Source organism: Tabrizicola sp. (genome assembly GCF_022842145.1).
In the GTDB taxonomy this organism is placed as follows: domain Bacteria; phylum Pseudomonadota; class Alphaproteobacteria; order Rhodobacterales; family Rhodobacteraceae; genus Tabrizicola.
This window is the reverse complement of record NZ_JALHQD010000006.1, coordinates 237443-263264: the sequence shown is the minus strand read 5'-3', so window position 1 is coordinate 263264 and position 25822 is coordinate 237443. Positions and strand designations below refer to the sequence as shown.

At 66.3% G+C, this 25822-nt stretch carries 20 protein-coding genes; 8 read left to right on the top strand and 12 right to left on the bottom strand.

The genetic code is table 11. From position 1 onward, the window contains the following. Positions 1 to 23: 23 nt before the first annotated feature. A complete protein-coding gene (gene uvrA, locus Q0C42_RS15430) occupies positions 24 to 2888 on the bottom strand; it encodes an excinuclease ABC subunit UvrA (protein ID WP_295077728.1) in 2865 nt (954 codons plus the stop codon). A gap of 157 nt (positions 2889 to 3045) precedes the next feature. Between uvrA and Q0C42_RS15425 the strand changes: the two genes are divergently transcribed. Next, positions 3046 to 3399 carry a rhodanese-like domain-containing protein gene (locus Q0C42_RS15425; RefSeq protein WP_295077725.1) on the top strand — a complete coding sequence of 118 codons (354 nt, stop codon included), beginning with the start codon at positions 3046 to 3048 and terminating at the stop codon, positions 3397 to 3399. Here Q0C42_RS15425 and Q0C42_RS15420 read toward each other — a convergent pair. The 5 genes from Q0C42_RS15420 to Q0C42_RS15400 form a co-directional block, all read right to left on the bottom strand. Then, positions 3396 to 4553, bottom strand: a complete 1158-nt coding sequence (locus Q0C42_RS15420; RefSeq protein ID WP_295077722.1) for an MFS transporter — start codon at positions 4551 to 4553, stop codon at positions 3396 to 3398. The two genes, Q0C42_RS15425 and Q0C42_RS15420, sit on opposite strands and share 4 nt — an antisense overlap. 219 nt (positions 4554 to 4772) lie before the next feature. Then, positions 4773 to 5330, bottom strand: a complete 558-nt coding sequence (locus Q0C42_RS15415; protein WP_295077719.1) for a methyltransferase domain-containing protein — start codon at positions 5328 to 5330, stop codon at positions 4773 to 4775. After that, on the bottom strand, positions 5330 to 6727 hold the full coding sequence (gene lpdA, locus Q0C42_RS15410; RefSeq protein ID WP_295077716.1) for a dihydrolipoyl dehydrogenase: 1398 nt from the start codon (positions 6725 to 6727) through the stop codon (positions 5330 to 5332). The genes Q0C42_RS15415 and lpdA overlap by 1 nt, the downstream gene beginning before the upstream one ends. Positions 6728 to 6803: 76 nt before the next feature. Beyond that, the gene (locus tag Q0C42_RS15405) at positions 6804 to 7403 is read right to left on the bottom strand and encodes a DUF924 family protein (protein ID WP_295077713.1); all 600 of its coding nucleotides are present in this window, start codon (positions 7401 to 7403) and stop codon (positions 6804 to 6806) included. A gap of 61 nt (positions 7404 to 7464) precedes the next feature. Beyond that, entirely contained in the window at positions 7465 to 8715 is a 1251-nt protein-coding gene (locus Q0C42_RS15400; protein ID WP_295077710.1) for an MFS transporter, read from the bottom strand. Between the two features lie 166 nt (positions 8716 to 8881). On the opposite strand from Q0C42_RS15400, the gene Q0C42_RS15395 reads away from it, so the two are divergent. Next, positions 8882 to 9610 (top strand): GNAT family N-acetyltransferase, encoded by a 729-nt coding sequence (locus Q0C42_RS15395; protein ID WP_295077707.1) that lies wholly within the window; start codon positions 8882 to 8884, stop codon positions 9608 to 9610. Here Q0C42_RS15395 and queA read toward each other — a convergent pair. Next, positions 9607 to 10647 (bottom strand): tRNA preQ1(34) S-adenosylmethionine ribosyltransferase-isomerase QueA, encoded by a 1041-nt coding sequence (gene queA, locus Q0C42_RS15390; RefSeq protein WP_295077704.1) that lies wholly within the window; start codon positions 10645 to 10647, stop codon positions 9607 to 9609. The two genes, Q0C42_RS15395 and queA, sit on opposite strands and share 4 nt — an antisense overlap. Continuing rightward, positions 10644 to 14069 carry a hypothetical protein gene (locus Q0C42_RS15385; protein WP_295077701.1) on the bottom strand — a complete coding sequence of 1142 codons (3426 nt, stop codon included), beginning with the start codon at positions 14067 to 14069 and terminating at the stop codon, positions 10644 to 10646. The genes queA and Q0C42_RS15385 overlap by 4 nt, the downstream gene beginning before the upstream one ends. A gap of 126 nt (positions 14070 to 14195) precedes the next feature. Here Q0C42_RS15385 and Q0C42_RS15380 point away from each other — a divergent pair, with 126 nt between their 5' ends. The 5 genes from Q0C42_RS15380 to Q0C42_RS15360 all read left to right on the top strand — a co-directional run bounded on the left by Q0C42_RS15380 (position 14196) and on the right by Q0C42_RS15360 (position 18996). Beyond that, positions 14196 to 14657 (top strand): peroxiredoxin, encoded by a 462-nt coding sequence (locus Q0C42_RS15380; protein ID WP_295077698.1) that lies wholly within the window; start codon positions 14196 to 14198, stop codon positions 14655 to 14657. A gap of 69 nt (positions 14658 to 14726) precedes the next feature. Further along, positions 14727 to 15542 (top strand): ferritin-like domain-containing protein, encoded by an 816-nt coding sequence (locus Q0C42_RS15375; protein ID WP_295077696.1) that lies wholly within the window; start codon positions 14727 to 14729, stop codon positions 15540 to 15542. Positions 15543 to 15711: 169 nt separating this feature from the next. After that, positions 15712 to 17049 carry a M23 family metallopeptidase gene (locus tag Q0C42_RS15370; RefSeq protein ID WP_295077693.1) on the top strand — a complete coding sequence of 446 codons (1338 nt, stop codon included), beginning with the start codon at positions 15712 to 15714 and terminating at the stop codon, positions 17047 to 17049. Then, a complete protein-coding gene (locus Q0C42_RS15365) occupies positions 17039 to 17545 on the top strand; it encodes a polymer-forming cytoskeletal protein (RefSeq protein ID WP_295077690.1) in 507 nt (168 codons plus the stop codon). Before Q0C42_RS15370 ends, Q0C42_RS15365 begins: the two co-directional genes overlap by 11 nt. An 11-nt stretch (positions 17546 to 17556) precedes the next feature. Continuing rightward, complete coding sequence (locus Q0C42_RS15360; protein WP_295077687.1) at positions 17557 to 18996, top strand: MFS transporter; 1440 nt, start codon at positions 17557 to 17559, stop codon at positions 18994 to 18996. Here the strand turns inward: Q0C42_RS15360 and Q0C42_RS15355 are convergent. The 4 genes from Q0C42_RS15355 to Q0C42_RS15340 form a co-directional block, all read right to left on the bottom strand. Continuing rightward, positions 18989 to 19756 carry a DUF2189 domain-containing protein gene (locus tag Q0C42_RS15355; RefSeq protein ID WP_295077684.1) on the bottom strand — a complete coding sequence of 256 codons (768 nt, stop codon included), beginning with the start codon at positions 19754 to 19756 and terminating at the stop codon, positions 18989 to 18991. The genes Q0C42_RS15360 and Q0C42_RS15355 overlap by 8 nt on opposite strands. Before the next feature lie 50 nt (positions 19757 to 19806). Beyond that, positions 19807 to 20934 carry a peptide chain release factor 2 gene (prfB, locus tag Q0C42_RS15350; RefSeq protein WP_295077681.1) on the bottom strand — a complete coding sequence of 376 codons (1128 nt, stop codon included), beginning with the start codon at positions 20932 to 20934 and terminating at the stop codon, positions 19807 to 19809. An 88-nt stretch (positions 20935 to 21022) separates the two neighbouring features. After that, positions 21023 to 23584 carry a penicillin-binding protein 1A gene (locus tag Q0C42_RS15345; protein WP_295077678.1) on the bottom strand — a complete coding sequence of 854 codons (2562 nt, stop codon included), beginning with the start codon at positions 23582 to 23584 and terminating at the stop codon, positions 21023 to 21025. Positions 23585 to 23685: 101 nt separating this feature from the next. Further along, positions 23686 to 24882, bottom strand: a complete 1197-nt coding sequence (locus Q0C42_RS15340) for an N-acetylmuramoyl-L-alanine amidase (RefSeq protein WP_295077675.1) — start codon at positions 24880 to 24882, stop codon at positions 23686 to 23688. A gap of 139 nt (positions 24883 to 25021) precedes the next feature. Here Q0C42_RS15340 and Q0C42_RS15335 point away from each other — a divergent pair, with 139 nt between their 5' ends. Continuing rightward, positions 25022 to 25783 (top strand): DsbA family protein, encoded by a 762-nt coding sequence (locus tag Q0C42_RS15335; RefSeq protein ID WP_295077672.1) that lies wholly within the window; start codon positions 25022 to 25024, stop codon positions 25781 to 25783. Positions 25784 to 25822 lie beyond the last annotated feature (39 nt).

The following is a 25822-nucleotide window of genomic DNA, read 5'->3' as shown; positions in this document are numbered from 1 at the left end:
TAGGGTGGGCGGTATCGCCCACCCTACTCTGCCGCGATGCGCCGCGGTTTCAGCAGGTCCTTGAGGTAGCGGCCGGTGTGGCTTGCCTCGACCTTCACGACAGCCTCGGGCGTTCCGGTTGCAACGATTTCGCCGCCGCCGTCCCCGCCTTCGGGGCCGATGTCGATCACCCAATCCGCCGTCTTCACCACGTCCAGATTATGCTCGATCACCACCACCGTATTCCCCTGGTCCACAAGGGAATGCAGCACTTCGAGAAGTTTCCTGACGTCCTCGAAGTGCAGGCCGGTGGTCGGCTCATCCAGGATATACAGCGTTCGGCCGGTTGCCCGTCGGGAAAGCTCCTTTGACAGCTTCACCCGCTGCGCCTCGCCACCTGACAGCGTGGTCGCCTGCTGGCCGACCTTGATGTAGCCCAAGCCCACCTCAACCAGGGCATCCATCTTCTCGCGGATCGACGGAACCGCCTGGAAGAACTCGCGGGCGTCCTCGGTGGTCATGTCAAGAACGTCGGCTATGCTCTTGTTCTTGAACTTGACTTCCAACGTTTCGCGGTTGTAGCGCTGGCCCTTGCAGGTCTCGCAGGTGACGTAGACGTCGGGCAGGAAGTTCATCTCGATCTTCAGCACACCGTCGCCCTGGCAGGCTTCGCAGCGACCACCCTTGACGTTGAAACTGAACCGCCCCGGGCCGTAGCCCCGTGCCTTGGCCTCTGGCAAACCCGCGAACCAGTCGCGGATCGGGGTGAAGGCCCCGGTGTAAGTCGCTGGATTCGAACGCGGAGTCCGGCCGATCGCGCGCTGGTCGATGTCGATCACCTTGTCCAGATGCTCGAACCCCTTGATCGTCTCGCAAGGCGCCGGAGTTTCATGCGCGCCGTTCAGGCGCATCGCGGCGGTCTTGAACAGCGTCTCGATGGTCAGCGAGGACTTGCCGCCCCCCGACACACCCGTCACGCAGACGAACATCCCCAGCGGAAACTCGGCCGTGACGTTCTTGAGGTTGTTGCCGGTGGCTCCCACCACCGTCAGCGTCTTGCCATTGCCCTTGCGGCGCGTCTTCGGCACCGCGATCTCCCGCACACCCGACAGATACTGCCCGGTCAGGCTGGCCGGATCGGCGGCAACCTGGGCGGGCGTGCCGTGGCTGACCACCATCCCGCCGTGCACCCCCGCGCCCGGCCCCATGTCGAAGACATAATCGGCCTCGCGGATGGCGTCTTCGTCATGTTCGACGACCAGGACGGTGTTGCCCGCATCCCGCAGGTTCTTCAGCGTGGTCAGCAGCCGGTCGTTGTCGCGCTGGTGAAGTCCGATGGACGGCTCGTCCAGCACGTAAAGCACGCCGGTCAAACCGGACCCGATCTGCGACGCCAGCCGGATGCGCTGCGATTCCCCCCCCGACAGGGTCCCCGCGGCGCGGCTCATCGTCAGATAGTTCAGACCGACATTCACAAGGAATCCAAGGCGTTCACGGATTTCCTTCAGGATCGCCTTCGCGATTTCGTTCTGTTGCTTGGTCAGAGTCTCGGCCACGCCTTCGATCCAGGCATAAGCCTCGGTGATCGACATCTGTACCACCTGTCCGACGTGCAGCTTGGCGATCTTCACCGCCAGCGCCTCGGGCTTCAAGCGGTAGCCACCGCAGGCTCCGCAAGCGCGATTGGCCTGATAGCGCTCCATCTCCTCGCGGGACCAAGCGCTGTCAGTCTCGCGGTAGCGGCGTTCCATATTGGGGATGATGCCCTCGTAGACGCGCTTGACCTGATAGACGCGCCCGCCCTCGTCATAGCGGAACTCGATTTCCTGGCCTTTGGAGCCGTGCAGGAAAAGGTCCTTCATCGTGTCGGGCAGGTCCTTCCACTTGGCTTTCAGGTTGAAGCCGTAGTGCTTCGACAGGGCCTCCATCGTCTGGGTCAGGTAGGGCGACTTCGACTTGGCCCAAGGCGCGATGGCACCTTGCATCAGGGTCAGGTTCTGGTCGGGAACGACGAGGCGCTCGTCGAAGAAAAGCTCCATCCCCAGGCCGTCGCAGACCGGGCAGGCGCCGAACGGTGCGTTGAAGCTGAACAGCCTGGGTTCGATCTCGGCGATGGTGAAGCCGCTGACCGGACAGGCGAATTTCTCCGAATAGGTGATGCGCTGCGCTTCCTCTCCTTCCTTGGCGTCGGCGAGCTCGACCACGGCGATCCCGTCGGCCAGGTTCAGCGCTGTGCGGAAGCTATCGGCGAGGCGCGTCTCGATCCCTTCCTTCACGACGATCCGGTCGACCACGACGTCGATGTTGTGGCGGAACTTCTTGTCCAGCGTCGGCGGTTCTTCCAGCTCGTAGAAGGCGCCATTTACCTTGACCCGCTGGAAGCCCTGCTTCCTGAGATCCAGGAATTCCTTGCGGTATTCGCCCTTCCGGTCCCGGATGATCGGGGCCAGCAGATAGGCCCGCGTCCCCTCCTCCATCGCCATCACGGCATCGACCATGTCCTGCACCTGCATCGCGGTGATCGGCAGGCCGGTCGCGGGGGAATAGGGCGTGCCGACCCGGGCGAACAGCAGGCGAAGGTAGTCGTAGATCTCGGTTACCGTGCCGACGGTGGAACGCGGGTTCTTCGAGGTGGTCTTCTGCTCGATGCTGATTGCGGGCGAAAGGCCGGAGATGTGATCCACATCAGGCTTGCCCATCATGTCGAGGAACTGGCGGGCATAGGCCGACAGCGATTCCACATAGCGCCGCTGCCCCTCGGCATAGATCGTGTCGAAGGCGAGTGAGGACTTGCCCGAGCCGGAAAGCCCGGTGATCACCACCAACTGGTCGCGCGGAATCGAGACGTCTACGCCCTTGAGGTTATGCTCGCGCGCGCCGCGCACTTCGATGAACTTCTGTTCCGCCATGATAACCCCAAACGTGCAGGGACAAGACATAGGACGGTTTGGCTGAGTCTCCAACCGGAAAAAGTGAACGGAACATGAACGCATATCGGCCTTGCTGTGGGGTTTACATTTTCATATTCCAAGCTATATAGGTGTAATCCCAAGAACGAGGTGTTCTATGTCTTCCACGGCCCGTCCCGCCCCCCTCCGGTTGAGCATCGCAGAAGTCGCCGAACAGGTGGCTCTGGGAAAAATGCTGCTAATCGACGTACGCGAGGTCGCCGAGGCGAAAGCTTCGGGTGTGGCGCAGGGGGCCAAGCTGATCCCGCTGTCGTTGCTGCCCCTGAAGTGCGACCCACGCCAGCCGGGGTGTGAACTGCCGCAGGGCCTGCCGGTCGCGGTCTACTGCGCGGCGGGTGGGCGGTCGGCGATGGCCGCGGACAGGCTGGCGCAGCTTGGCTACGGGCCTGTGGTCAACCTCGGCGGCCTGCGCGATTGGGCGGCAGGCGGCGGGGCGGTTGTTGCCTGCTAGGTCACCTGCTCGCGGCGGGCCTTCTGCAGAGCGTGGATGCCGATCCCTGCCCCGCAAAGGATGACCGCCGCCAGCGCAAGCCCCCCCGGACCCATGCTGGCAAGCAATGCTGCAAGGACCGGGGTACCCGTGGTCGTCCCCAGGTTCCCCAGTTGCGCCACCGCCCCAGCGGCGCGGGCGCGGTCTTCGGGGGTGGTGTTAAGTTCGGGGATCGAAGCGAAGCTTGCGCCCTGGACGATCCCGAGCGCACCGGACAGCAGGAACCCTCCAGCCACCATTCCGGCGCCCTGCCCCCAGAACACCCACAGGATCAGAAATCCTGGTATCGCCACCAGATAACCTGCCTGCACCAGGCGGACGGCCGACATACGTCCCAGAAGCTGGACCCCCAGCGTCAGCGACACGGCGATGGAGACGAGGGGCATCCCGGCGGCGATCAGGGCGCGGTGCGTCTCGGGCGTCTCGGGTGGCAGCAGGGTCAGGAGGGCGACGTAGAGGAAGGTGTAGCAGCAGAACCCCATTGCCGGGGCGGCGAGGCGGGGCGAGGCGTAGATGGCCGCGTGCTGGGCCAGAAGGTTCCCCATCGGCAGCGCAACCCCGCGGGGGTCGGGCGGCAGGGTCAGCGCCAGGATCACGGCGAGGGCGGCCATGTAGGCGGCGTGGCCGAGGAAAAGGCCGGTCGGGGTCGCGTGCGGGCCGATCAGGGCGAGGATGGTGTAGGTCACTCCAAAGAAGCTGGACCAGAGGGTCATCGCGAGGGGGCGGCGGTGTTCGGGGGCGAGGGCCGCGATCATCGTGGGGCCGACCACGACGATGGCGAGGTGGCTGGCGCCTTCGATGATCCGGCTGGCCAGCATCAGGGGGTAGGCCGGCATCAGGCTTTGCAGGGCGGACATCGCCGCCCCGGCAGCCAGCGCGGCGACGATGGCGCGGCGGGGGCCGATGCGGGCCACCAGAAGCCCGGCGGTGGTTCCGAAGATCAGGCCGACCATCCCGACGATGGAGACGACGAGCCCGAGGGCGACCTCGCCCTGCCCGCCGTAGGTCGCGCGGAGGGTCTCGTACAGGATCGAGATCTTCCCGAACTGGGCGGCGGCACCGAGGCCGGCGCACCAGAGGAGGAGGACGAGGAACATGGGCGGCAGCGGGCGCATGGGGGAGTGGTAGCGGGAATGGGGGCGGGATGCCAGAGGGTGCCCCGCGTGGTCAGTCTTTCAGGTCATTTGATTTCAAGGGGTTGACGGCGGGCGTTCAGGATTTCTTAAGCTGGCGCGGCGCCTTCGCCCGACTGCGTCGCTCCTCGCTCGGGGGCGGCGGCGGGCGCGTCGCGGCGGCCCTGCCGGCGGGGGAAGACGAAAGCGCACGAGGCGGCGTCAGTCCTTTTGCGCCATCGCCCAGGAGACCACAGGAAAGTCGGGATCGTTGGTCAGGTCATCATCGTCCCGCAAGTCGGGCGGCCAAGGCACTTCCAGGTTGCGCTGTGCCACGTGGCGGTTGCCCCATTGGTGGGACTGGATACGCCCCTCGTCAAAGCCCGCCTCGATGAGCAAGTTCTTCAGCCCCCGCGCCGTCCAGCGCGAGCAATCGACCGGCACCGCGTGGTAGGGCGCGAAGAACGGCACGGCCAGCCAGAACCAGCCGCCCGAGCGCAGCATCCGGTAGATGTTGCGGGTGGCGGCATGGGGGCGTTCGACATGCTCCCAGACCTGGTTGGCCATGATCAGATCGAAGCGGACGACCTTCCCGGCCTCGTCCAGCAGGGGACCCTGACAGGGATCGAACTTGCGGAACTGCAAGGCGCGGTAGCTGCGAAAGCCGAACTTCTCGCCCCATCTGCCGGAAAGCTCGGCCACGTCGAGACGCTCGGGGCCGAGACTGGTGATCCAGTCCCGGGTTTCCTTCTGCATCACGACCCGGTTGAGCGAGGCCATCAGATGTGGATCGCGCGTCCGTAGGCGTCGAGCACGGCTTCGTGCATCATCTCGGAGAGCGTGGGATGCGGGAAGACGGTGTTCATCAGGTCTTCCTCGGTCGTCTCCAGCGTGCGGCCGATCACATAGCCCTGGATCAGCTCGGTCACTTCGGCACCGATCATGTGAGCGCCCAGAAGTTCCCCCGTCTTGGCGTCGAAGATGGTTTTCACCAGACCTTCGGCTTCGCCCAGGGCGATGGCCTTGCCGTTGCCGATGAAGGGGAAGCGGCCGACCTTGATGTCATAGCCCGCTTCTTTCGCCTTCGCTTCGGTGAGACCGACGCTGGCGACCTGCGGGTGGCAATAGGTGCAGCCCGCGATGGAGTTCGGCTTGATCGGGTGCGGATGCTTGCCTGCGATCAGTTCGGCCACCATGACGCCTTCGTGGCTGGCCTTGTGCGCGAGCCAGGGCGCGCCCGCGATGTCGCCGATGGCGTAAAGCCCTTCAACGCCGGTGCGGCAGTATTCGTCGGTGACGACATGGGTGCGGTCGATCTTCACGCCCAAAGCCTCAAGCCCCAGGTTTTCCACGTTGCCGACGATGCCCACGGCGGAAATCACCGTGTCAAAGTCCTGCGTGGTGACTTGGCCCGCCTGTTCGATATGCGCGGTGACGCCCTGCCCCGGCTTGCGGTCCAGTTTCTTGACCGCGGCCTTCTCCAGGATCTTCATGCCCTGCTTCAGGAACTGCTTCTTGGCGAAGGCCGAGATTTCGGCATCTTCCACCGGCAGGATGCGGTCCATCACTTCGACGACCGTCGTGTCGGAACCCAGCGTGTTGAAGAAGCTGGCGAATTCGATGCCGATGGCCCCCGAGCCGATGACCAGCAGCTTTTTCGGCATCCGGGTCGCGACCAGCGCGTGCCGGTAGGACCAGACAAGATCGCCGTCTGCTTCAAGCCCCGGCAGCTCCCGTGCGCGGGCGCCGGTGGCAAGGACGATGGACTTGGCGGTCAGTTCTTCGGTGCCCTTGTCAGTCTTGACCGACACCATGCCTTTGGCGGGCAGCGTCGCCGCGCCCATGAAGACGGTGACCTTGTTCTTCTTCATCAGGTGGCCGATGCCGCCCGAAAGCTGCTTGGCCACACCACGCGAGCGGGCGATGACGGCGGGCAGGTCGAAGGAAATGCCGGTCGCGGCCAGGCCGAAATCCTTGGCTCGGTGCATCAGGTGGAAGACCTCGGCGCTGCGCAGCATGGCCTTGGTCGGGATGCAGCCCCAGTTCAGGCAGATGCCGCCCAGGTGTTCACGCTCGACGATGGCGACCTTGAGGCCAAGCTGGCTTGCGCGGATGGCGGCGACGTAGCCCCCCGGTCCGGCACCGATCACGATTACGTCGAAGCTTTGGGCAGCCATCTTTCCCTCCTCCAGAAAAAGTAGTTTGCCATTAAACTATCTGCCAGACCCAAGCAACATTGGCGCTGCTGTGGGCCTATGCGTCAGGCGCATGGCTTTCCTCCTGCTCGGCCTTCATCTGGGTCACCAGGGCCGGGTAAGCGCCCGCATCCAGGAAGGCCTGTTCCTCGGGCGTCGTGGTGCGCCCCAAGGCGGCATTGCGGAAGGGAAAGCGACCGAAGCGGGCGATGATCTCGCGGTGCGCCTTGGCGTGCAAAAGGAAATCGGCATCCTCTACCATGCGGGCGGAGTAAAGCTCCACCGACCAGTCCTGGTCTGACAGGTCTTCGGAATGTTCGAAGGGCAGGTAGAAGAAGGTGCGTTCGGGTTCCGGCACCGCGATGTCCCAGCCTAGCGCCACGGCGCGGCGGGCGGCGGCGCGGGCGCGGGCGTCGGTGGCAAAGGCGCGCGCCTCGCCGCGGAACATGTTGCGGGGGAACTGGTCGGTGAGGACAAGGTAGGCCAGCGTCCCGGCGGGTCCTTCGACCCAGTGTTCCAGGCCGCCATCGTGCGCTGCCTGCCAGAGATCCAGGAACCGGTCGCGGCAGGCATCGTCCACGGCGTCGCCACCGCTGAACCAGCCCTTTGCGCCGATCTCGCCGATCCAGAAGTCCAGCACTTCTACCGGGTCAGACATCGCAGCCTCCCTGCTTTGGCAAAGCCTTGCAGGGATCGGGCGGCGCTGCAACCCGAAGATGTCAGGCGACATCCTTGCGCGGGGGATCGTCCCGGGCGGCCTCGTCCAGGACCGCCTCGACCGCCAGGGGAGAGGCGCCGAGGGTCACGCCGCGGAAGGCGCCCGAGACGCTGGGCGCGGCGCGGCGCGTCATGCGGTACAGCGCATAGGCCGCAAGGGCGATGTAAAGCAGACCGATGAAAAGAAAGAAGCCCGAGGGGCCGAACTGCTCCATCATCCAGCCGGTCGAGGTGGGTCCGAAGATCGCGCCGAACCCGTTCAGGAAGATTAGTCCCGCCGAGGCGCCCGCCATCTGGTCCCGTGGCAGGAAGTCGTTGGTGTAGGCAATGAGGAGCGCGTAAACCGGGTTGGTGATCCCGCCCAGGATGATGGCGATGCCGACCAGCGCCGGGAAGGACAGGGGCAGGAGCGCCGCCGCCAGCATCGCCACGGCAGCGACGGCCGAAAGCCCGGTGATCAGCGTGCGCCGGTCCATCCGGTCCGAGGCAAAGCCGATGGGGTATTGCAGCACCAGACCGCCGACATAGATCGCGCCGACAAAGATCGAGATCTGGCCCAGGGTCAGCCCCTCCTGCGCGCCCCAGACGGAGGCCATGCCGAACATGGCGGAGAAGACGCCTCCGGTCAGGAGCATGCCGACGCAGCCGAGCGGCGAGATGCGGAAGAGCCGCCCGAAAGAGACGCGGCGCGTGCTGTCGAACTCGGGCGCAGGGGTGGGGGCCAGCAGGATCGGCATGAAGGCCAGCGACACGAGGACCGACGGCAGGATGAACAGCGCAAAGCCGGTTGGGTCGGGCAGGTTCAGCAGGACCTGGCTGGCGATGATGCCGATCATCTGCACGATCATGTAGGCCGACAGCGCCTGGCCCCGGGTCTCGTTCGAGGCGGTGTTGTTGATCCAGCTTTCGGCGGTGATGTAGATGCCGGAAAAGCAGAAGCCCGCAAGGACTCGCAGGGCGGTCCAGACGATCCAGTCGGGATAGACCGGGTAGATCACCAGGATTGCCGAGATCAGCGAGCCCAGTGCGGCGAAGACGCGCACGTGGCCCACCTGGCGGATCATCTTCGGCGCGGCCCAGGACCCGAAGAGGAAGCCCAGGAAGTAGGCGGCCATCACGTAGGAGAGCTGGTAGGTGGTGAAGCCCTCCAGATTGCCACGGATGCCAAGAAGCGTGCCCTGGATACCGTTGCCGACCATCAAAAGCATGATGCCCATCAGAAGCGGCCAGGAATGGGAGAGGACTTTCAGCATCGTCGTTCCTGCCGCGCGGGGATAGGCGGTCTGCCTGCCCGAAGTTTCGGCACAAGGCAAGCGGCCCGGCAGGGTTTCCTTTGGCCCGCGGAATTGTACCCGACACAGTTATTGAATTCGGCCAAGGGCTTCCCACTTAGGCTGGAACGACAAAAGGGAGCACGCCATGACCAAAGGGGATACGCGGACCGGCCGCAACCGCTTCGACGGCGTGCTGGACGCCGAGGAGCTTGCCAGGGCGCGGGCCCTGGGTGAGCCTTTGGCCTATTGTCCGTTGCAGCAAGGCTGGGTCCACCAGACCGAGGACGAGGATGACACCGCCCCGCCGCTGTCCTGGCAGATGGGCGTCCTGCCGCTGCACAAGCAGGTCACCGGCACTCCGGTCTATGTCCGGCCCCAGGCGTTGTCCCTGCGGGTCTGGGTCGAGGATGACCTGCCAGCCTACCGCGCCCTGATGAGCGACCCCAGCTTGTGGACCTACATGCTGGAGGATCGGCCGGGGTCCCTGGACGATGACATGGCCCGCGCGCTGATCGCGCTGTCGACCGAAGGCACGCACCACAAGGTGCGGGTCGCCAGCGTCGGCGGGCAGCCGGTGGGTCAGGTTCGGCTGGAATACGGGGCAACCCCGGACACCGGGGAATTGAGCTACTGGATCGCTGCGGCCCACCGCGGCAAGGGCCACGGGCGTGACATGGTGCAGCGATTTCTGGACCGGCTTGCGGTCAGAAAGCCGCATATCACCCGGATCACCGCCCGGGTGCACCCCGCCAACCCGGGATCGAAGCGCCTGCTTCTGGCCTGCGGCTTCGCGCCTTGCGACCGGCAAAGCCTGGGCCTTGCCCCGCGCGGGCGTGATGCGGGCGACTGGGAAGGTTTCGTCTTTAGCCGCTAGGGATCGGGGACAAGAAGCGAGCTGTCGCCATAGCTGAAGAAGCGGTAGCCCGCGACGATCGCTTGGGCATAGATCGCGCGGATGCGGTCTTCGCCCATCAGGGCCGCGACCAGCATCACCAGCGTAGATTTCGGGAGGTGGAAGTTGGTCATCAACGCGTCCGTCACCCGGAACTTGTAGCCGGGATAGATGAAGATGTCGGTCTCCCCCTCCCACGGATGCAGGACCCCGTCCGGAGCCGCGGCGCTTTCGATCAGCCGCAGCGCGGTGGTGCCGACAGGGATCACCCGTCCCCCTGCCCGCCTTGTCGCGTTGATCTCGTCTGCCGCCGCCGCGGTGACGCGGCCCCATTCGGCGTGCATCTTGTGGGTCGTCACGTCCTCGACCTTGACAGGAAGGAAGGTGCCGGCGCCGACATGCAGGGTGACTTCGGTGAAATCGACCCCCTTGGCCGCCAGCGCCTTCAGCAATTCCACATCGAAATGCAGGCTGGCCGTGGGCGCGGCAACGGCCCCGGTGTGGCGGGCGAAGACGGTCTGGTAATCGGTCCGGTCCTGGTCGTCCGCCGCGCGCTTGGCCGCGATATAGGGCGGCAGCGGCATCACTCCGGCCTCGGCCAAGGCGGTGTCGAAGTCATCCCCGGTCAGCTCGAATGTGAGCGTCAGGTCGGTTTCGGACTTTTCGGCCACCGTCGCGGAAAGCCGGTCCGAAAAGCGGATCACCTCCCCCACCTGCACCTTGCGCAGGGGCTTGGCCAGCGCCCGCCAGCCCACGGCACGCGGTTCCAGAAGGGTGATCTCGACCTTTGCCACCGCCTCACCGCGCTGGCGGGTGCCGAACAGCCGCGCGGGCAGGACCTTGGTATTGTTCAGGACCAGCCGGTCGCCGGGCCGCAGGATGTCCACCAGATCAAACACATGCCGGTCGCTGATCCGGTCGCCTTCCGCCAAGAGAAGCCGGGCCGAGGGGCGCGGGCGGGCGGGCCGCGTGGCAATCAGCGCCTCGGGCAGGTCGAAATCGAAATCGTCCAGCTTCATCCGCCGCTCCCCTGCGCGTCCTTCAGGTTGGGCGGTCGCTGGCGGAACAACTCGCGGAACATGCCGGGCGTCAGCACCGACAGCGGGTTCACCGCAACATTCGGGTCCTCGGCCGTGCCGGTGACGCGGTAGTTGAAGCCGAATAGCCCCTCGCCCTTGCGTGTCAGGATCTGCCCCACCCCGTTGACCAGATAGATCGGCGAGATCACCCCCTGCAGGTCGATCGCACCCGAGCCGGTCAGGTAAAGCCCGGCAAAGGAAATGCCAAGAGAGGCACCGACAGCAGAGCCTGCCGTGATCTCGATCGCCTTTGGCGTGAGGATGAATTTCACCTCGCCGTTGTTGAAGGCCAGCCCCTCGCCGTTCATCTGCTCCAGCAGGCCCACGACCGAAATCGCCGAGAGAAGCTCGGCCAAAGCGGGCGCGCCCTGGATGCGCAGCCGGGTGAAGGTGGCCGCACCATTGTATTCGCCCTTGGGCCCGCGCGGGAACAGGGTCATGTCCAGATTGCCACCGCGCCCCTGGTCGAAGATGCCCGCCGCCGCCATCACGGCCCCCGCGTTCTCCGAGGTGATGCGGATGGCGCTGCCGCCTTCTGCGGGGGCGACGATGCCTTCAACCAGCGCCATGTCGTTGACGGCCGCGACGAAGCGGCCGCTGAAGCCGCTGCGGCTGCCAAACTCGCCGCGGAAGTCGGTCAGCGCGATGCCCTCCGAGATCCGCAGGCTGTCGAGGCGCACGTTGATCGGCCCGCCACCGCCCGCGTCGCCGCCGCCGTCGGGCATCCGCCGCATGTCGAGGCTGCCGCCGGTCAGGGCCACGTCCAGCGCACCGCGACCCCTCCCGGTCAGCGTCACGGCGGCGTCAAGCCAGTCGCCGGCGGCGACCCGTTCGAAGGTGGCCGCCTCCAGCCCGCCGCCTTCGCGCGTGGTGATCCGGCCGCGCGCATCCAGTCCGGGGGCATCCAGTGTCAGGCGTTCGACCACGGGCTCGCGCGAAAGTCGGGCTTCAAGGTCCAGGGCGGCGCGGGTTCCCGCGGGCTTCGACCAGCCCAGGGCGTCAAGGCGGAGGGCAAGGCCCGCCAGGTTCGAGGTCAGCGTCAGTTGCGGCGGCAGGTCCTTGACCAGGGCCACGTCGATCGCCGCAGGACCTTCGCCCTTGACCGATCCTGCGGGCAGTTCGATCCCGAAGTCGCGCAGGACCGCGTCCGACAGCTGCACCGTGCCGTTGACCCGGGCGCGGCCCTTCTGTTCCGGCCCGAAGCCCTGGCGATAGATCAGGTCCACCGGCATGATGTCGAGCTTGCCCTTGCCGCGCAGTTCCAGCCCTTCGGTGTTGACCGCGACCTCGATCTCGGGCGCAGTCAGGATGCGTCCGGGGACAAGGGCGGGCGAGGTGAAGTTGCGGATGTAACCTGCGACGGTGAAGCTGACGTCCTCGATCAGGATGCGGGGCTTCAGCGGCATGATGATGGTGGCGGCCAATTCGGCGCGGCCGTCGCCCAGGTTGTAGGGCTGCCCGGCCTTGGAGAAGAAGCTGAACGGCTCCTGGTCCAGCAGCGAAAGCGTGGCGGTCAGGCTGGCTGAGGTCACGAGATCGACTTTGGCGGTGGCCGGGCGCTGGGTGATGTCGAGGATCTGGAAGACGGTCCCGTCCGCCTCGATCCGGCCGCCTTCGGGGGCGATGATATGGCCTTTGTCCAGGGCGACAGTATAGGTCTTGTTCTCCAGCGTGGCATGGCCGCGGCCGTTCAGGATCGGCGGCAGGGTGCGCACGAAGCGGACCTCGGTGTCGGAAAACTCGTAGCCGAGGGTGAATTGCGGCTGCCCGCCCGGTTGCAGGCGAAGGGCGGCCTGGACGTCGGTCAGCAGGCCCTGACCCACGTTGGTGGCAAACCAGCTGCGGGTCTTCGGCACCGCCGAGACCGGCCAGACTTTCAGCAGGCGTTCGGTCTGGATCTGGTTCAGCGCCACGTCCAGCGCCACCCGCCAGCCATCCTCCAGCGTCTCGGCGGAGCCTGAGAGGAGCAGCCGTTCCTCACCTTCGATCAGGGACAGCTGGCCGATGTCCAGCCGGAAGGGTTTCAGCCGAAGCCGCATGTCCAAGGCACCATTGCCGAAGCGGACGGGTTCCTCGAACAGGCCCTCGGGGTCCAGCATGACCTCCTGGACCGCGATCTGGGCGAGGATGCTGTCGGGCAATGCGCCGACGGCCAGGGGTGTTCCGTCCGAGGCCAGCAGATCGCCGTGCCCGCTGGCGGTCAGGCGGAGGGAGGGGCTTTCGACCGACAGGCTGGAAAGCTGGATCCGCGCCGTCGCCGGATCATAGGCCAGGGACAGCGCGGCGCGGTCAAAGCCGACCGGACGCGCACCCGCCCCGGGTGCGAGGCTGCCTGCCGCAAGGCCCAGTTCGGCGGTCAGGCTGTCGAACCGCCCGTCCCCGCCCAACCGTGCCTCCAGCGCCCCGGAGATCGGCGCGTCGACGAAGGCCAGGAAGGCCAGCGGCGGGGCCATCGCGGCAAGGTCCGTCGCGGCGATGTTGTCGACCTTGGCGCTCAGACGCGCGGTCTTGGCCCCCTTGTCGGACACCAGCGTCAGCACCGCCTGCGCCGGCACCGCACCCTGCAGCAGCGTCAGGCCAAGTTCGGCCGAAATCGTCGTCTCGCCGTTCTGAATCGCCAGCCGTCCGTCGCCCACCTGCCAGGTCCGGCCCGCGCGGTCGTCGGTCAGGACCAGGGTCAGGCCCTCGGCCTCGATCAAGGTCAGCGAGTCGAAGGCGGGCCCCGCGAAGGCCGTCTCGACCGCGGTCAGCACGTCGGACAGGCTTTGCGGTCCGGCACCGGTGGCGCTGCCTTCGAACTGCAGGTCGATCCGGCCGGCCGCGTCGCGTCGCACCGCAAGCCGGGCGCCCAGAAGCCGGACCTCGGACGGGCGCACCCGGCCGGTCAGCAGTGCCCGCGGCTCGAAAGCGACCATCGCCTCGGGGAGGGCCAGAAGCGAGCGGCCGGTCTCACCGATCAGGCGGATGTCCTCCAGCCGGAAGCGGGGCACGAAATCGGCATCGACCGCCAGTTCCACCGCGCCCAGAGAGACGGCAGTCCCCTTTGGCAACCGCGCCTGGGCCAGGCCCTGGTTCAGCCGCGCCTCGATCTCGGCGACGCCCCAGGTCGGGACCCGGATGGTCTTGCCGGTATAGGCCATCGTCAGGTAGCCAAAGCCAAGGGCCAGCACGACCAGCGTCAGGATCACGGTCAGGCTGATCCCGCCCCGGCGGCGCGATCTGCGTGCGCGGGCCGGTCGGTCGGGGCGACCAGGTGGGGTCGGCGGGTCAGGTTCGGGATGGCTCAGAAGCAGGGGTTCTGCCCGCGCCGGCGCGGCAACGGGACTGCGCCCGTCTTCCAAGCCCGCCGACTGGTCGTTCATCTGAAGTTGGCGCCCCGCTCACCTGCCGTCGCCCCGTGCAGAGCGCCGGTGCTTTCCCTGCCTTTATCTTTGCGCGAAGGCAACTAGATGCAAAGTCACAAACGTGCACAAGGCAAGGAGCCGCCCATGATTTCCGCCGGACAGACCGCCCCCGATTTCACCCTGCCCCGCGATGGTGGCGGCACCGTGACGCTTTCGGGGCTGAAGCCCGGCAAGGTGGTCCTGTACTTCTACCCCAAGGACGACACGCCGGGTTGCACGCTGGAAGCCCAGGACTTCAACGCCCGCCAGGCCGAGTTTGCGGCCGCGGGGACCACGGTGATCGGCATGTCGAAGGACAGCGTCAAAAGCCACGAGAAGTTCTGCAAGAAGCACGGTCTGGGGATCATCCTGGCGTCGGACGAGGCGGGTCACACCTGCGAGGATTACGGCGTCTGGCTGGAGAAAAGCATGTACGGCAAGACCTACATGGGGATCGAGCGGACGACGGTGCTGATCGACGGCGCAGGTCAGGTGGCGCGGGTCTGGAACAAGGTCAGCGTCAAGGGCCACGCCGACGAGGTGCTGGCGGCAGCGCAGGCGCTGTGACAGAAGGGGTCCGCAAATTCCTTCGAGGGAATATGCAATCTTTTCGAATAGATTTGCGGGACCTGACCGATGACGCAAAGCCTGGCTGAACTTGCGGTCGAGGTTCTGACCACCGCCGATGGTCGCGCAAAGACGGCGCTTGGTCGTGCCCATGCCGCCACCTGGTTTGCCGCCCGCGCGGCGAACCAGTCCCTGCCCATCGGCCGGGCCGAGCCACCGCTGCGCCCTGCCCGCCCGGAAGCGCCCGTGCTTCTGTCCCCGAAGGATGTCCCGCGCCGCCGCCCCGGCAGCCCCGAGGGTCGCATCGCGCTTCTGCATGCCGTGGCGCATATCGAACTGAATGCGGTCGACCTGCACTGGGACATCATCGCACGTTTCGCCGACCACCCGATGCCGCTGGGCTTCTACGACGACTGGGTCAAGGCCGCCGACGAAGAAGCCAAGCATTTCAACCTGATCTGCGACTGTCTGGAGGCGATGGGCAGCCACTACGGCGCGCTGCCCGCCCATGCCGGAATGTGGCGCGCCGCCGAGGATACCGCCCTCGACCTGCATGGCCGCCTGGCCGTCGTGCCGATGGTGCTGGAGGCGCGCGGGCTGGACGTGACGCCGGGCATGATAGAGGTCTTTCGCAAGCACGGCGAAACCCAGGCCCTGGCCGCGCTGGAGGTGATCTACGCCGAGGAAGTGGCCCATGTCGCCTATGGGTCGAAGTGGTTCAACTGGCTTTGCGGTCGCGACGGGACCGACCCGAAAGAGGTGTTCCACGCCCTGGTCCGCCGGTATTTCCACGGCCAGCTGAAACCGCCCTTCAACGAGGCAAAGCGGGCCGATGCCGGGATTCCGCCCGATTTCTATTGGCCGCTCACCGAAGACGGGGAGTGATCGGCGGTTTTTTGCCGATAATCCCCGGGTCCCGCGCGGAAAAACTCAGCCTGTGGTCAAAATTGTTGCGACCCTGAAACAGCATGGCTAATCAGGTCCGAGCCTGGGGCCAGCCGCCTTGGGGTAACCTATTGAAGCCCCTGCCAGGGCAAGAACGGATGACCCCCACGTGCTGAATCGCCTCGCCTATCGGTTCCACCAAAGCCTGGAACGGCATTTCCCTGAACAACGCCTGTTCCTGAAGTCCGACACCGAAACCCGCTTCATCCGGCTGCGACCGGCGACGCAGATCATCGGGATCGTGGGCGGAACCCTGGCGCTGGCCTGGACCATCGTCGCCACCGCGCTGATCATGATGGATTCCATTGGTGCCGGTTCGGCGCGCGAACAGTCGATGCGCCAACAGGCGCTGTACGAAGAGCGGCTGACCGCGCTCTCGTCCGACCGCGACCTGCGGGCCGAGGAAGCCGCCCGCGCGCAGGAGCGGTTCAGCATCGCGCTGACCCAGGTGTCGGAAATGCAGGAGCGTCTGCTTGCCTCCGAAGACCGCCGGCGCGAGCTGGAGACCGGGATCGAGGCGATCCAGGACACGCTGCGCGAGACGATCAAGGACCGCGACACCGCCCGGGCCGAAGCCGACCGCGTGACGCTGGCGCTGAATTCGCAATCGGGTGTTGCAACCGAACTGGGCCGTGCGGGTGACACCGTGGCCACGCTGGAGTTCCTGACCGGGGCTTTGGGCGACGCCGCCGAGGAACGCAACGAGGTCCTCGCCGATGCCGAAGCCGCGCGCGAGGAGGCCGCACTGGTCGCCGACGCCAAGGAAGCGATGCAGCTGCGCAACGACGCGATCTTCACCCGGCTGGAAGAGGCGCTGACCGTCTCGGTGGAACCCCTGGACAAGATGTTCCGCGAGGCCGGCATGTCGCCCGACGACCTGATCGGCGCGGTGCGCGAGGGCTACTCGGGTCAGGGCGGCCCGCTGACGCCGATATCGTTCTCGACCTCGGGTGCCGCACCTTCGGCCGAAGAACTGCGGGCCAATGCGATCCTGACCGGCCTGGACCGGATGAACATGTACCGCATCGCGGCGTTCAAGCTTCCCTTCGCGATGCCGGTCAAGGACAGCTTCCGCTGGACCTCGGGCTTTGGCTACCGCCAGGACCCCAAGGGAGCAGGCACCCGGATGCACGAAGGCACCGACATGGCGGGGGCCTATGGCACGCCGGTCTTTTCCACCGCGGACGGGGTGATCGTCCATGCCGGCTGGGACAATGGCTATGGCCGTCTGGTGAAGATCAAGCACGACTTTGGCGTCGAGACGCGCTACGCGCACCTCAGCCAGATCCGGGTCGAGGTCGGACAAAGGGTATCGCGCGGCGACCGGATCGGTGATATGGGCAACTCAGGCCGTTCCACCGGCACACATCTCCACTACGAGGTCCGCCTCGGCGGTGACGCCGTAAACCCGATGACCTTCATAAAGGCAGCGAAGAATGTTTTCTAAGAGCCGCATCAACGAGCCGGGCCCGAAGGCCGAGGTCGAGAAGCCCAAAACCCCGGAGACCCCGATGACCAAGCCCAGCATGGATTTCACCCCCTCGGCTCCGAAGGGCAAGGCATCCGCCTCGGTGCTGTCGTCGGATCTGACCGTCGTGGGCAATCTGCGGACCACGGGCGACATCCAGGTCGAGGGCACCGTGGAAGGTGACATCCGCGCGCATCTTCTGACCGTCGGCGAAAGCGCCACCATCCGCGGCGAGATTGTCGCCGACGACATCGTCGTCAACGGCCGGGTGATCGGTCGCGTGCGCGGGCTGAAGGTCCGCCTGACCTCCACCGCCCGGGTCGAGGGCGACATCATCCACAAGACCATCGCCATCGAATCGGGCGCCCATTTCGAGGGTTCGGTTCAGCGTCAGGAAGACCCGCTGGCCAATGGCCGCGGCCCCGGTGGCGCGGTCCGTCTGGACACGCCCGTCCCTGCGTCCGACGCCGAATAAGCCACCCCACCATGACCATTGCGCGGGCATCGGAGGGCACTCCGGTGCCCGTTTCCTTCTGTGCCGAGGGTGACAGGGGCATCATCCTCTGGGCCGCGATCCTGGCCTCGTCGATGGGGTTCATCGACTCGTCGGTGACGTCGATCGCGCTGCCCGCGATGCGGGAGGCGCTGGGGGCGTCGCTGCAACAAGCGCAATGGATCAACGCCTCCTACCTTCTGGCCGTCTCCTCGCTGGTCCTGGTCGGGGGTGCTGCGGGCGACCGTTTCGGCATCGCGCGGATCTTCTCGCTGGGCATCCTGGTTTTCGTGGCGGGGTCGCTGGCCTGCGCCTTCGCCATGACACCCGAGCAGATGATCGCCGCCCGCGCCGCGAAGGGTGTCGGGGCAGCGATGATGGTGCCGGGGTCGATGGCGATGATCTCGCGCGCCTATCCCCGCGCCGAACGGGGCCGGGCCCTTGGCCTTTGGGCCGCCGCATCGACCCTGACCACCGCGCTTGGTCCGGTGATTGGCGGCATGTTCGTCACCTGGGGCGGCGAACTTGGCTGGCGGCTGATCTTCGCGCTGAACCTGCCTTTGGGTCTGGTCGCGCTGTGGCTGGTCCGCGGCCGCACACCTGGCGACATCGGCAAGCCGGGTGTCCGGGTCGACCTGCCGGGAGCGGGACTGGCGACGCTGGGGCTGGGGCTGATGGCCTGGGCGCTGACGGACGCTGCAGCCCCGGCCTGGGTCGCGCTGGCCGCCCTCGCCAGTCTGGCCGCCTTTCTGGTCTGGGAGGCCGTGGCCCCTGCCCCGATGCTGCGGTTGGGCCTCTTTCGCAACCGGACGCTGGCGGTGACGAATGTGGTGACCTTTGTCCTCTACTTCGCCTTGAACGGGGTGATGTTCTACCTGCCGATGACCGCGGTCACGGCCTGGAACGTGACGGCGCTGGAGGTGACGGCGGCCTTCCTGCCGATCTCGATCCTGATCGGGGTCCTTTCCGCCCCGGCGGGCCGGATGGCGGACCGCTACGGCGCGGGGCCCCTGATGGCCGCAGGCTCGGCGCTGGTTGCGCTGGCCTATGCGGGACTTTGGCTTGCGGCACCGATGGGTCAGTTCTGGGCCCATGTGGTGCCGCTGACCGCGCTCGCGGGACTAGGCCTGGGTCTGGTCGTGGCCCCCCTGACAGCGGCGGCGATGCAAGGGGCCGAGGATGGCGAACAGGGCGCCGCTTCGGGCGTGAACAATGCCGTGGCCCGCGTCGCGGGCCTGATCGCCGTGGCGCTGTTGGGCCGGATGGCCGCGGAGGCCTACGGGCCGGTTGCGCCGGGCTTTGGTGTCACAGGCGACAGCGCCCAGCATCTGGCCGCAACAGGTGCGGCCTTCGGCACAGTCGCGCTGACCTCCAGTCTGATGGCCGCACTGGCGGCAGGACTTGCGTTGCTGGTCGCCCGTCCGGTCAGGTGATGGCGCGCCGGTAAAGGTGCCAGCTGGCATGGCCGAACAAGGGCAGGACGAGGAAGAGGCCCAGGAAACCGGGCAGCATCCCCAGGAACAGGCAGAGCCCGATCAACGCGCCCCAGCCCAGCATCACCCCCGGACTTTCCCTGACCAGCGCAAAGCTGGTCAGCATCGCGGTCACGAAATCCACCTCGCGGTCCAGAAGCATCGGCAGGCTGACCACCGTCAGGCTGAAGAGAAGCGTCGCAAAGACCGCGCCCACCACCGTCCCGAAGCCCAGCATGATCATCCCCTCGGGCGTCAGGAACACCGCGAGCGAGGACGAGACATTGGTCATTGTCGCGTTGCCCAGGAAAAGGGCGAAGATCATGTGCGACAGGAAATTCCAGAACAGGAAGTAGACCACGATCACCGCCGCGATGGCGGGGATCTGGCGGTCCTTTTGGCGAAAGATCACGCCGAAGATTTCCGTGGCCACCAACGGCTCCTCCGCCTCCAGCCGCCGGGAGATTTCATAGAACCCGCAGGCGATGAAGGGGCCCAGGATCGGGAAGCCGGCGCTGGCGGGCAAGGTCCACCAGACCTGGCCCTTGGTGGTCATCGCCCACAGGATCAGCCAGCCGCCCAGCACATAGACCGCCGAGAATGCCAGCCCAAGGAACGGCGCGCGCTTGAAGTCCCGCCATCCGGCCGCAAGACTTTCGCGCAGGTCGGAAGCCTCGACCAGGTTGATTTCCGGGGTGGCGGGCGGATGCGTGACGCTCATGCCCAAATGTTACGCGCGGGGCGAAGCTTCAGGCAAGGATTTTGCGGGCGTCAGTCGACGTCCGCGAAGTCGCCGCGCTTCTTGCCGCTGGCGTTCAGCGCCAAGGTCGCCGACATGAACCCGTCCAGATCGCCGTCCAGCGTGCCTTGGGTATCCGAGGTCTCGTAGCCAGTGCGCAGGTCCTTCACCATCTGGTAGGGCTGCAGCACGTAGGACCGGATCTGGTTGCCCCAGCCCGCATCGCCCTTGTTTTCATGCGCCTCGTTGATCGAGGCGGTGCGGCGGTCCAGTTCCTGCTGGTAAAGCCGGGATTTCAGCGCCTTCATCGCGATGTCGCGGTTCTGGTGCTGGGACTTCAGGCTGGAGGTCACCACGATCCCCGACGGGAAGTGGGTGATCCGCACGGCCGAGTCGGTCTTGTTGACGTGCTGGCCACCCGCGCCCGAGGAGCGGTAGGTGTCGATCCGGATGTCCTTGTCCTGAACCTCGATCTCGATGTTGTCGTCGACGACCGGGTAGACCCAGACCGAACAGAAGCTGGTATGCCGCCGCGCGGCGCTGTCATAGGGTGAGATGCGGACCAGGCGGTGGACCCCGGCCTCGGTCTTCAGCCAGCCATAGGCGTTCTTGCCGGAAATCTTGTAGGAGGCCGACTTGATCCCCGCGCCGTCGCCTTCGGATTCCGACTGCAACTCCACGGTGAAGCCACGCTTTTCGGCCCAGCGGACATACATCCGCGCCAGCATCGACGCCCAGTCGCAGCTTTCGGTGCCACCGGCCCCGGCGTTGATTTCCAGGAAGGTGTCGTTGCCGTCGGCCTCGCCGTCCAGCAGCGCCTCCAGCTCCTTCGCCTCGGCGACCTTGACGAGGTCGGTCAGGGCCGCCTCGGCCTCGCGCACGATCTCGGTGTCGCCCTCGGCCTCGCCAAGCTCGATCAGCTCGGCGTTTTCCTTCAGCCCGCTGTCGATCAGCTTGTAGGCGTTGACCGCGTCCAGAAGCCCCTGACGGTCGCGCATCAGCTTCTGCGCCTTTGCCGGATCGTTCCAGAGGTCGGGGTCTTCGATCATCGCATCGAATTCTTCCAGCCGGTGCGGCGCTGTTTCCCAGTCCATCCGCTGCGCCAGAAGCTTCAGCGTCTTTTCGATGGCCTCGATATTGGCTTGGGTTTCGGCGCGCATGGGTCGGGTCCAGTCCTTGATCTTGGCCGAGGGTCATAAGGGTTTGACCGCGCCCCGGCAAGGGCGCGGCCAGACGCTGCGAGAGGTGTCAGTAAAGCCCGCCCGAGGAAACGGTGCCGAAATCGGCCTTCTTCGGGACGACGACCTGCTGGCCTTCCGAGTTGGTGACGGTGGTGCCCTGATCGCCACCGCCGCCCTCGCCCTCGCCATAGGCGAAGAGGGGCAGGTTCTCGCCCATCGCAAAGCCGCCATCTACGACAAGGCCGATGCCGATCAGCGCCTCTTCGCCCTCGCGGAAGTATTCGGCTACCACGTTGTCGCCCGAGGCGTCGTCCGGAAGCGGCATCCCGCTGAAACGGTCGATCTTGCGGAAATAGCCGCCGGGGGGAATGCGGAAGTCGCCACCGCCGTATTTCTTCACCGCGTCCTCCATGAAGTCCTGGAAGACAGGGACGCAAAGCGTGCCGCCGAAGGCACTTTCGCCCAGGGTGCGCGGCTGGTCGAAACCGATGTAGCAGCCCGCGACGATGTTCGAGGAATAGCCGATGAACCACACGTCCTTGGCGTCGTTCGTGGTGCCGGTCTTGCCCGCGATCGGAACCGGCAGGTTCAGACGGCTGGCCGAGCCGCGCTGGACGACGCCCTGCATCATGCTGGTCAGCTGGTAGGCGGTGATCGCGTTCATCACCCGCTCGCGGTTGGTGTCGATGCGGACCCCCTGCCCCGGTGCAAGGTCCGGCTGGCCGCAATCTTCGCAGACGCGCTGGTCGTGGCGGTAGATCGTCTTGCCGAAGCGGTCCTGCACCCGGTCGACCAGGGTGGGTTCGACCCGCTCACCGCCATTGGCGAACATCGCATAGGCGGCGACCATCTTGAAGAGCGTCGTCTCCTGCGCGCCGAGCGAGTTCGCCAGGAACGGACCCATGCGGTCATAGACGCCAAAGCGTTCGGCGTAACCGGCGACAGTCTGCATCCCGATTTCCTGCGCGATGCGGATCGTCATCAGGTTCCGGCTTTGCTCGATCCCGGTGCGCAGGGGCGTCGGGCCGTAGAACTTGTTCGAGGCGTTCTTCGGGGTCCACAGACCCTGCGGCGTCTCGATCTCGATCGGGGCGTCGACGACGATGGTGGCGGGGGTGAAACCGCTGTCCAACGCGGCGGCATAGACGAAAGGCTTGAAGCTGGAGCCGGGCTGGCGCGTCGCCTGTGTGGTGCGGTTGAAGACCGAGTCCTGGTAAGAGAAGCCGCCCTGCATCGACAGGACCCGCCCGGTGTTCACGTCCATCGCCATGAAGGCGCCCTGGACTTCCGGGATCTGGCGCAGCGACCAGCGGTTGAAGGTGCCGTCGTCGTTGGTCACGGCGCGGACCAGCACGACATCGCCCACGGACAGAAGATCGCCCGCGACCTGCGCCTTGCGGCCCAGTTCGCCGCCCTCCAGCCGCTTGCGCGCCCAGGTCACATCCTCGGCCGGGATGAAATGCCCGTCCTCATCGTCCATCACGCCTTCGATGCCGATCCGGGCGTCGTTCTCGCCCAGCTCCAAGACCACGGCGGGGAACCAGGTGTCGACATCGCGGGCGATCTCGACCTTCGCCAGCGCCTCGCGCCAGGCAGCGTCAGCGCCCAGCACCTCGGCCGGAAGGGTCTTGCCCGTCCCGCGCCAGACGCCCTGGTTGCGGTCGTACTGCTCCAGACCCTTGCGCAGCGCCTCGGCGGCGGCCTTCTGCATCTCGGGGTCCACGGTGGCGCGGATGGTCAACCCGCCCGAGAAGAACTCCTCTTCGCCGAAGACACCGGACAGCTGACGGCGGATTTCGTCGGTGAAATAGTCGCGTGGCGGCAGCGCATCCCGGAAGGCCTCGAAATCGCCGTTCTGGACTGACCGGAGCGGCTGGTCCTTTTCGGACAGATAGGTCGCCTCGTCGATATAGCCGTTCTGCCACATCTCGCGCAGGACGTAGTTCCGGCGTTCCGTCACCCGTTCCTTGGCGGTCACCGGATCGTACTTCCCCGGCGCCTGCGGCATCGCGGCCAGCATCGCGGCCTCGTGCGGGGCAAGATCGCTGAGCGATTTGTTGAAATAGGTCTGCGCCGCAGCCGCCACCCCGTAGGAGTTCTTCCCGAGGAAGATCTCGTTCAGATAGAGCTCAAGGATCTTGTCTTTGGACAGCGTCTGTTCCAGCCGGGTCGCAAGGATGATCTCCTTGATCTTCCGTTCGACACTGCGCGAGCCGTCCAGAAGGAAGTTCTTCATCACCTGCTGGGTGATGGTCGATGCGCCGCGCATGCTTTGCCCGCGGCTTTGCACGGCTTCGACCACGGCGGCGACCATGCCGCGGGTGTCATAGCCGTGGTGGTTGTAGAAATTCTTGTCCTCGGCGCTGATGAAGGCGTGCTTCACCAGGTCCGGAATGTCTTCGGACGCGACGAAGAGGCGGCGTTCCTGCGCGAATTCGTCGATGATCCGGCCTTCACCGGAATAGATCCGGCTGATCGTCGCTGGGGTGTATTGCGCCAGATTTTCGTGGCTGGGCAGGTCGCGGGAATACATGAAGAAGATGCCGCCCAGGGTCAGCGCGGCAAATACCAGCCCAAGCGTCGCCGCCGAGAAGATCCCGCCCAGAACATTTCCAACAAATCTGAGCACCGCGGTCCCTTCCGATTGCGTCCCCGCAGTATACCAGACGCGGGCCTACGTCAAAACCTTGGACGGTCACAAATACCTGTTCGGGCGGGGTTTCGCACGGGTCAGGGGTTGGCCGCAGCCCGCAGCGCCGCGTCTTCCTCGGACCAGGTGACCAGCGCCTGACGCAGCGCCTCGGCCAGGGTCGCGCGCCAGGCGGGGTCAGAGAGACGCTTGAAGTCGCGGTCCGACGACAGGAACCCGACCTCCAAGAGGACCGAGGGGATGTCCGGCGTCTTCAGCACCGAAAAGCCGCCCGACTGTTGCGGTCGACGGTGCATCCGGATTTCCGCGGCCTTGATCGCCCCGACCATCGCCTTTGCCAGCCGGTCGGTGCGCGGAGCGGTTTCGGTCCGGGCCATGTCCATCAGGACCTCGGCCACCACGTCGTCCTGTTCGGAAAGATCCACCCCCGCCAGCAGATCATCGCGGTCATGCCGTTCGGCCAGCGCGGCTGCGGCGGCATCCGAAGCCTCATCGGCTAGGGTATAGACCGTCGCCCCCTGCGCATCACCCTCGGCCAGCGCATCGGCGTGAAGCGACAGGAACAGGTCCGCCTCGGCTTCACGCGCGACGGAGGTCCGGGTTTCCAGCGGGACGAAGACATCCTCGTCGCGGGTCATCACCACTCGGAAGCGGCCGTCGCGCAAGAGAACCTCTTTCACCTCGCGCGCGAAGGTCAGCATCAGCGCGGCCTCGCTGGTGCCGTCGCGTTCGGCACCGGGGTCGATCCCGCCGTGGCCGGGGTCAAGGACGACGACCAGGGGACCGTTGCCCTGCGGCAGGGGCGGCACCAGTGTCGCGGCCTCGGGCAAGGCCCATTCCGGCAGGTCGGGACGCGCTGCCTCAGCCGCGAAGCTGGCCGCGTCGGTCGGTTCCAGCACGATCTCCAGCCGGGTCTCGTCGCCCGTCGTCATCTCGGCCCGTGCGACCTTGTGCGGACCTTCCAGCTCCAGCACCATCCGCGACCAGCCCGGACGAAAGCGGCCTGCCCGCAGCGAGACGCCGGGCTTGACCACGGCCAGCGCCTCGGCCCCGCGCCAGTCCACTTCGCGCGCGTCGATCACCAGGCGCGGCGGATCGTCCAGCAACCGCAGGCGCCAGGGCACCGGCTGGCTGAGCGCAAGGCGGAGTTCCAGCCCGCCCCCTGTCGCCACGATCCCCGACCGCAGCGAGTTTACCTTGGCCAGCGCCGAAAGCTCTTCCGCGCCCAGAGGCAGGGCCAGAAGCAGGGTCAGCAGCAAGGCTTTAAGCGCGGTCATCGCCGCCTTATCCCTGCTTGGCCGGCATTTGTAAATTCCGCCCGCGTCCCGGCCATCACAAAGCGGCGAGCGGCTTGTCACGCCCGGTGGCCCCCCCTATCCTCCGCCCGCCGCAGGTCCGCGGTCTTCAGGAGCTTCCATGAACCGTCTTGCCCTTGGCCTGATCGCCGGCCTTGCCAGCTTCCCCGCCCTTGCCGAGGAGCCGGTCACCGGCGCCGCTGCCGCCATGACGGATGCCGAGCGCAGCGCCTTCCGTGACGAAGTGCGGGCCTATCTGCTGGAAAATCCCGAAGTACTGATCGAAGCGATGGATATCCTGCAGCAGCGCGAAGAATCCGCCGGGCTGGAGCGGGACTCGACGATCATCGCGGCCAACAGCGCGCGCATCTTCGCCAATCCGAACGACTGGGTCGGCGGCAACCCGAACGGCGACATCACTCTGGTCGAGTTCATGGACTATCGCTGCGGCTATTGCCGCAAGGCCTATGACGAGGTCGAACAGCTGATCGCCGCCGACGGCAACATCCGCTTTGTGGTCAAGGAATTCCCGATCCTGGGTGAGGCGTCGATGCTATCCGCCCAGTTCGCCATCGCGCTGCGCCAGCTTCACGGCGACGAGGCCTATGACAAGGCGCACCACGCTCTCATTGTCCTGCGGGGAGAGCCCACCACCGAGACGCTGACCCGTCTGGCCGAAGACCTTGGGTTCGAGCCGCAGCCGGTCCTGGACCGGATGAAGTCGCCCGAGGTGATGGCGGTGATCCAGGACAACTATGCCCTGGCCGAGATGATGGACGTCACCGGAACCCCGGCCTTCGTCATGGGGGATTCGGTGATGCGCGGCTATGCCCCCCTCGACGTGATGCAGACCTTCGTCGCCGACATGCGCAAGGGTGGCTGAGCCAGGGCTTGCGACCGCCCGGTGATCCGGCTTGCGGTC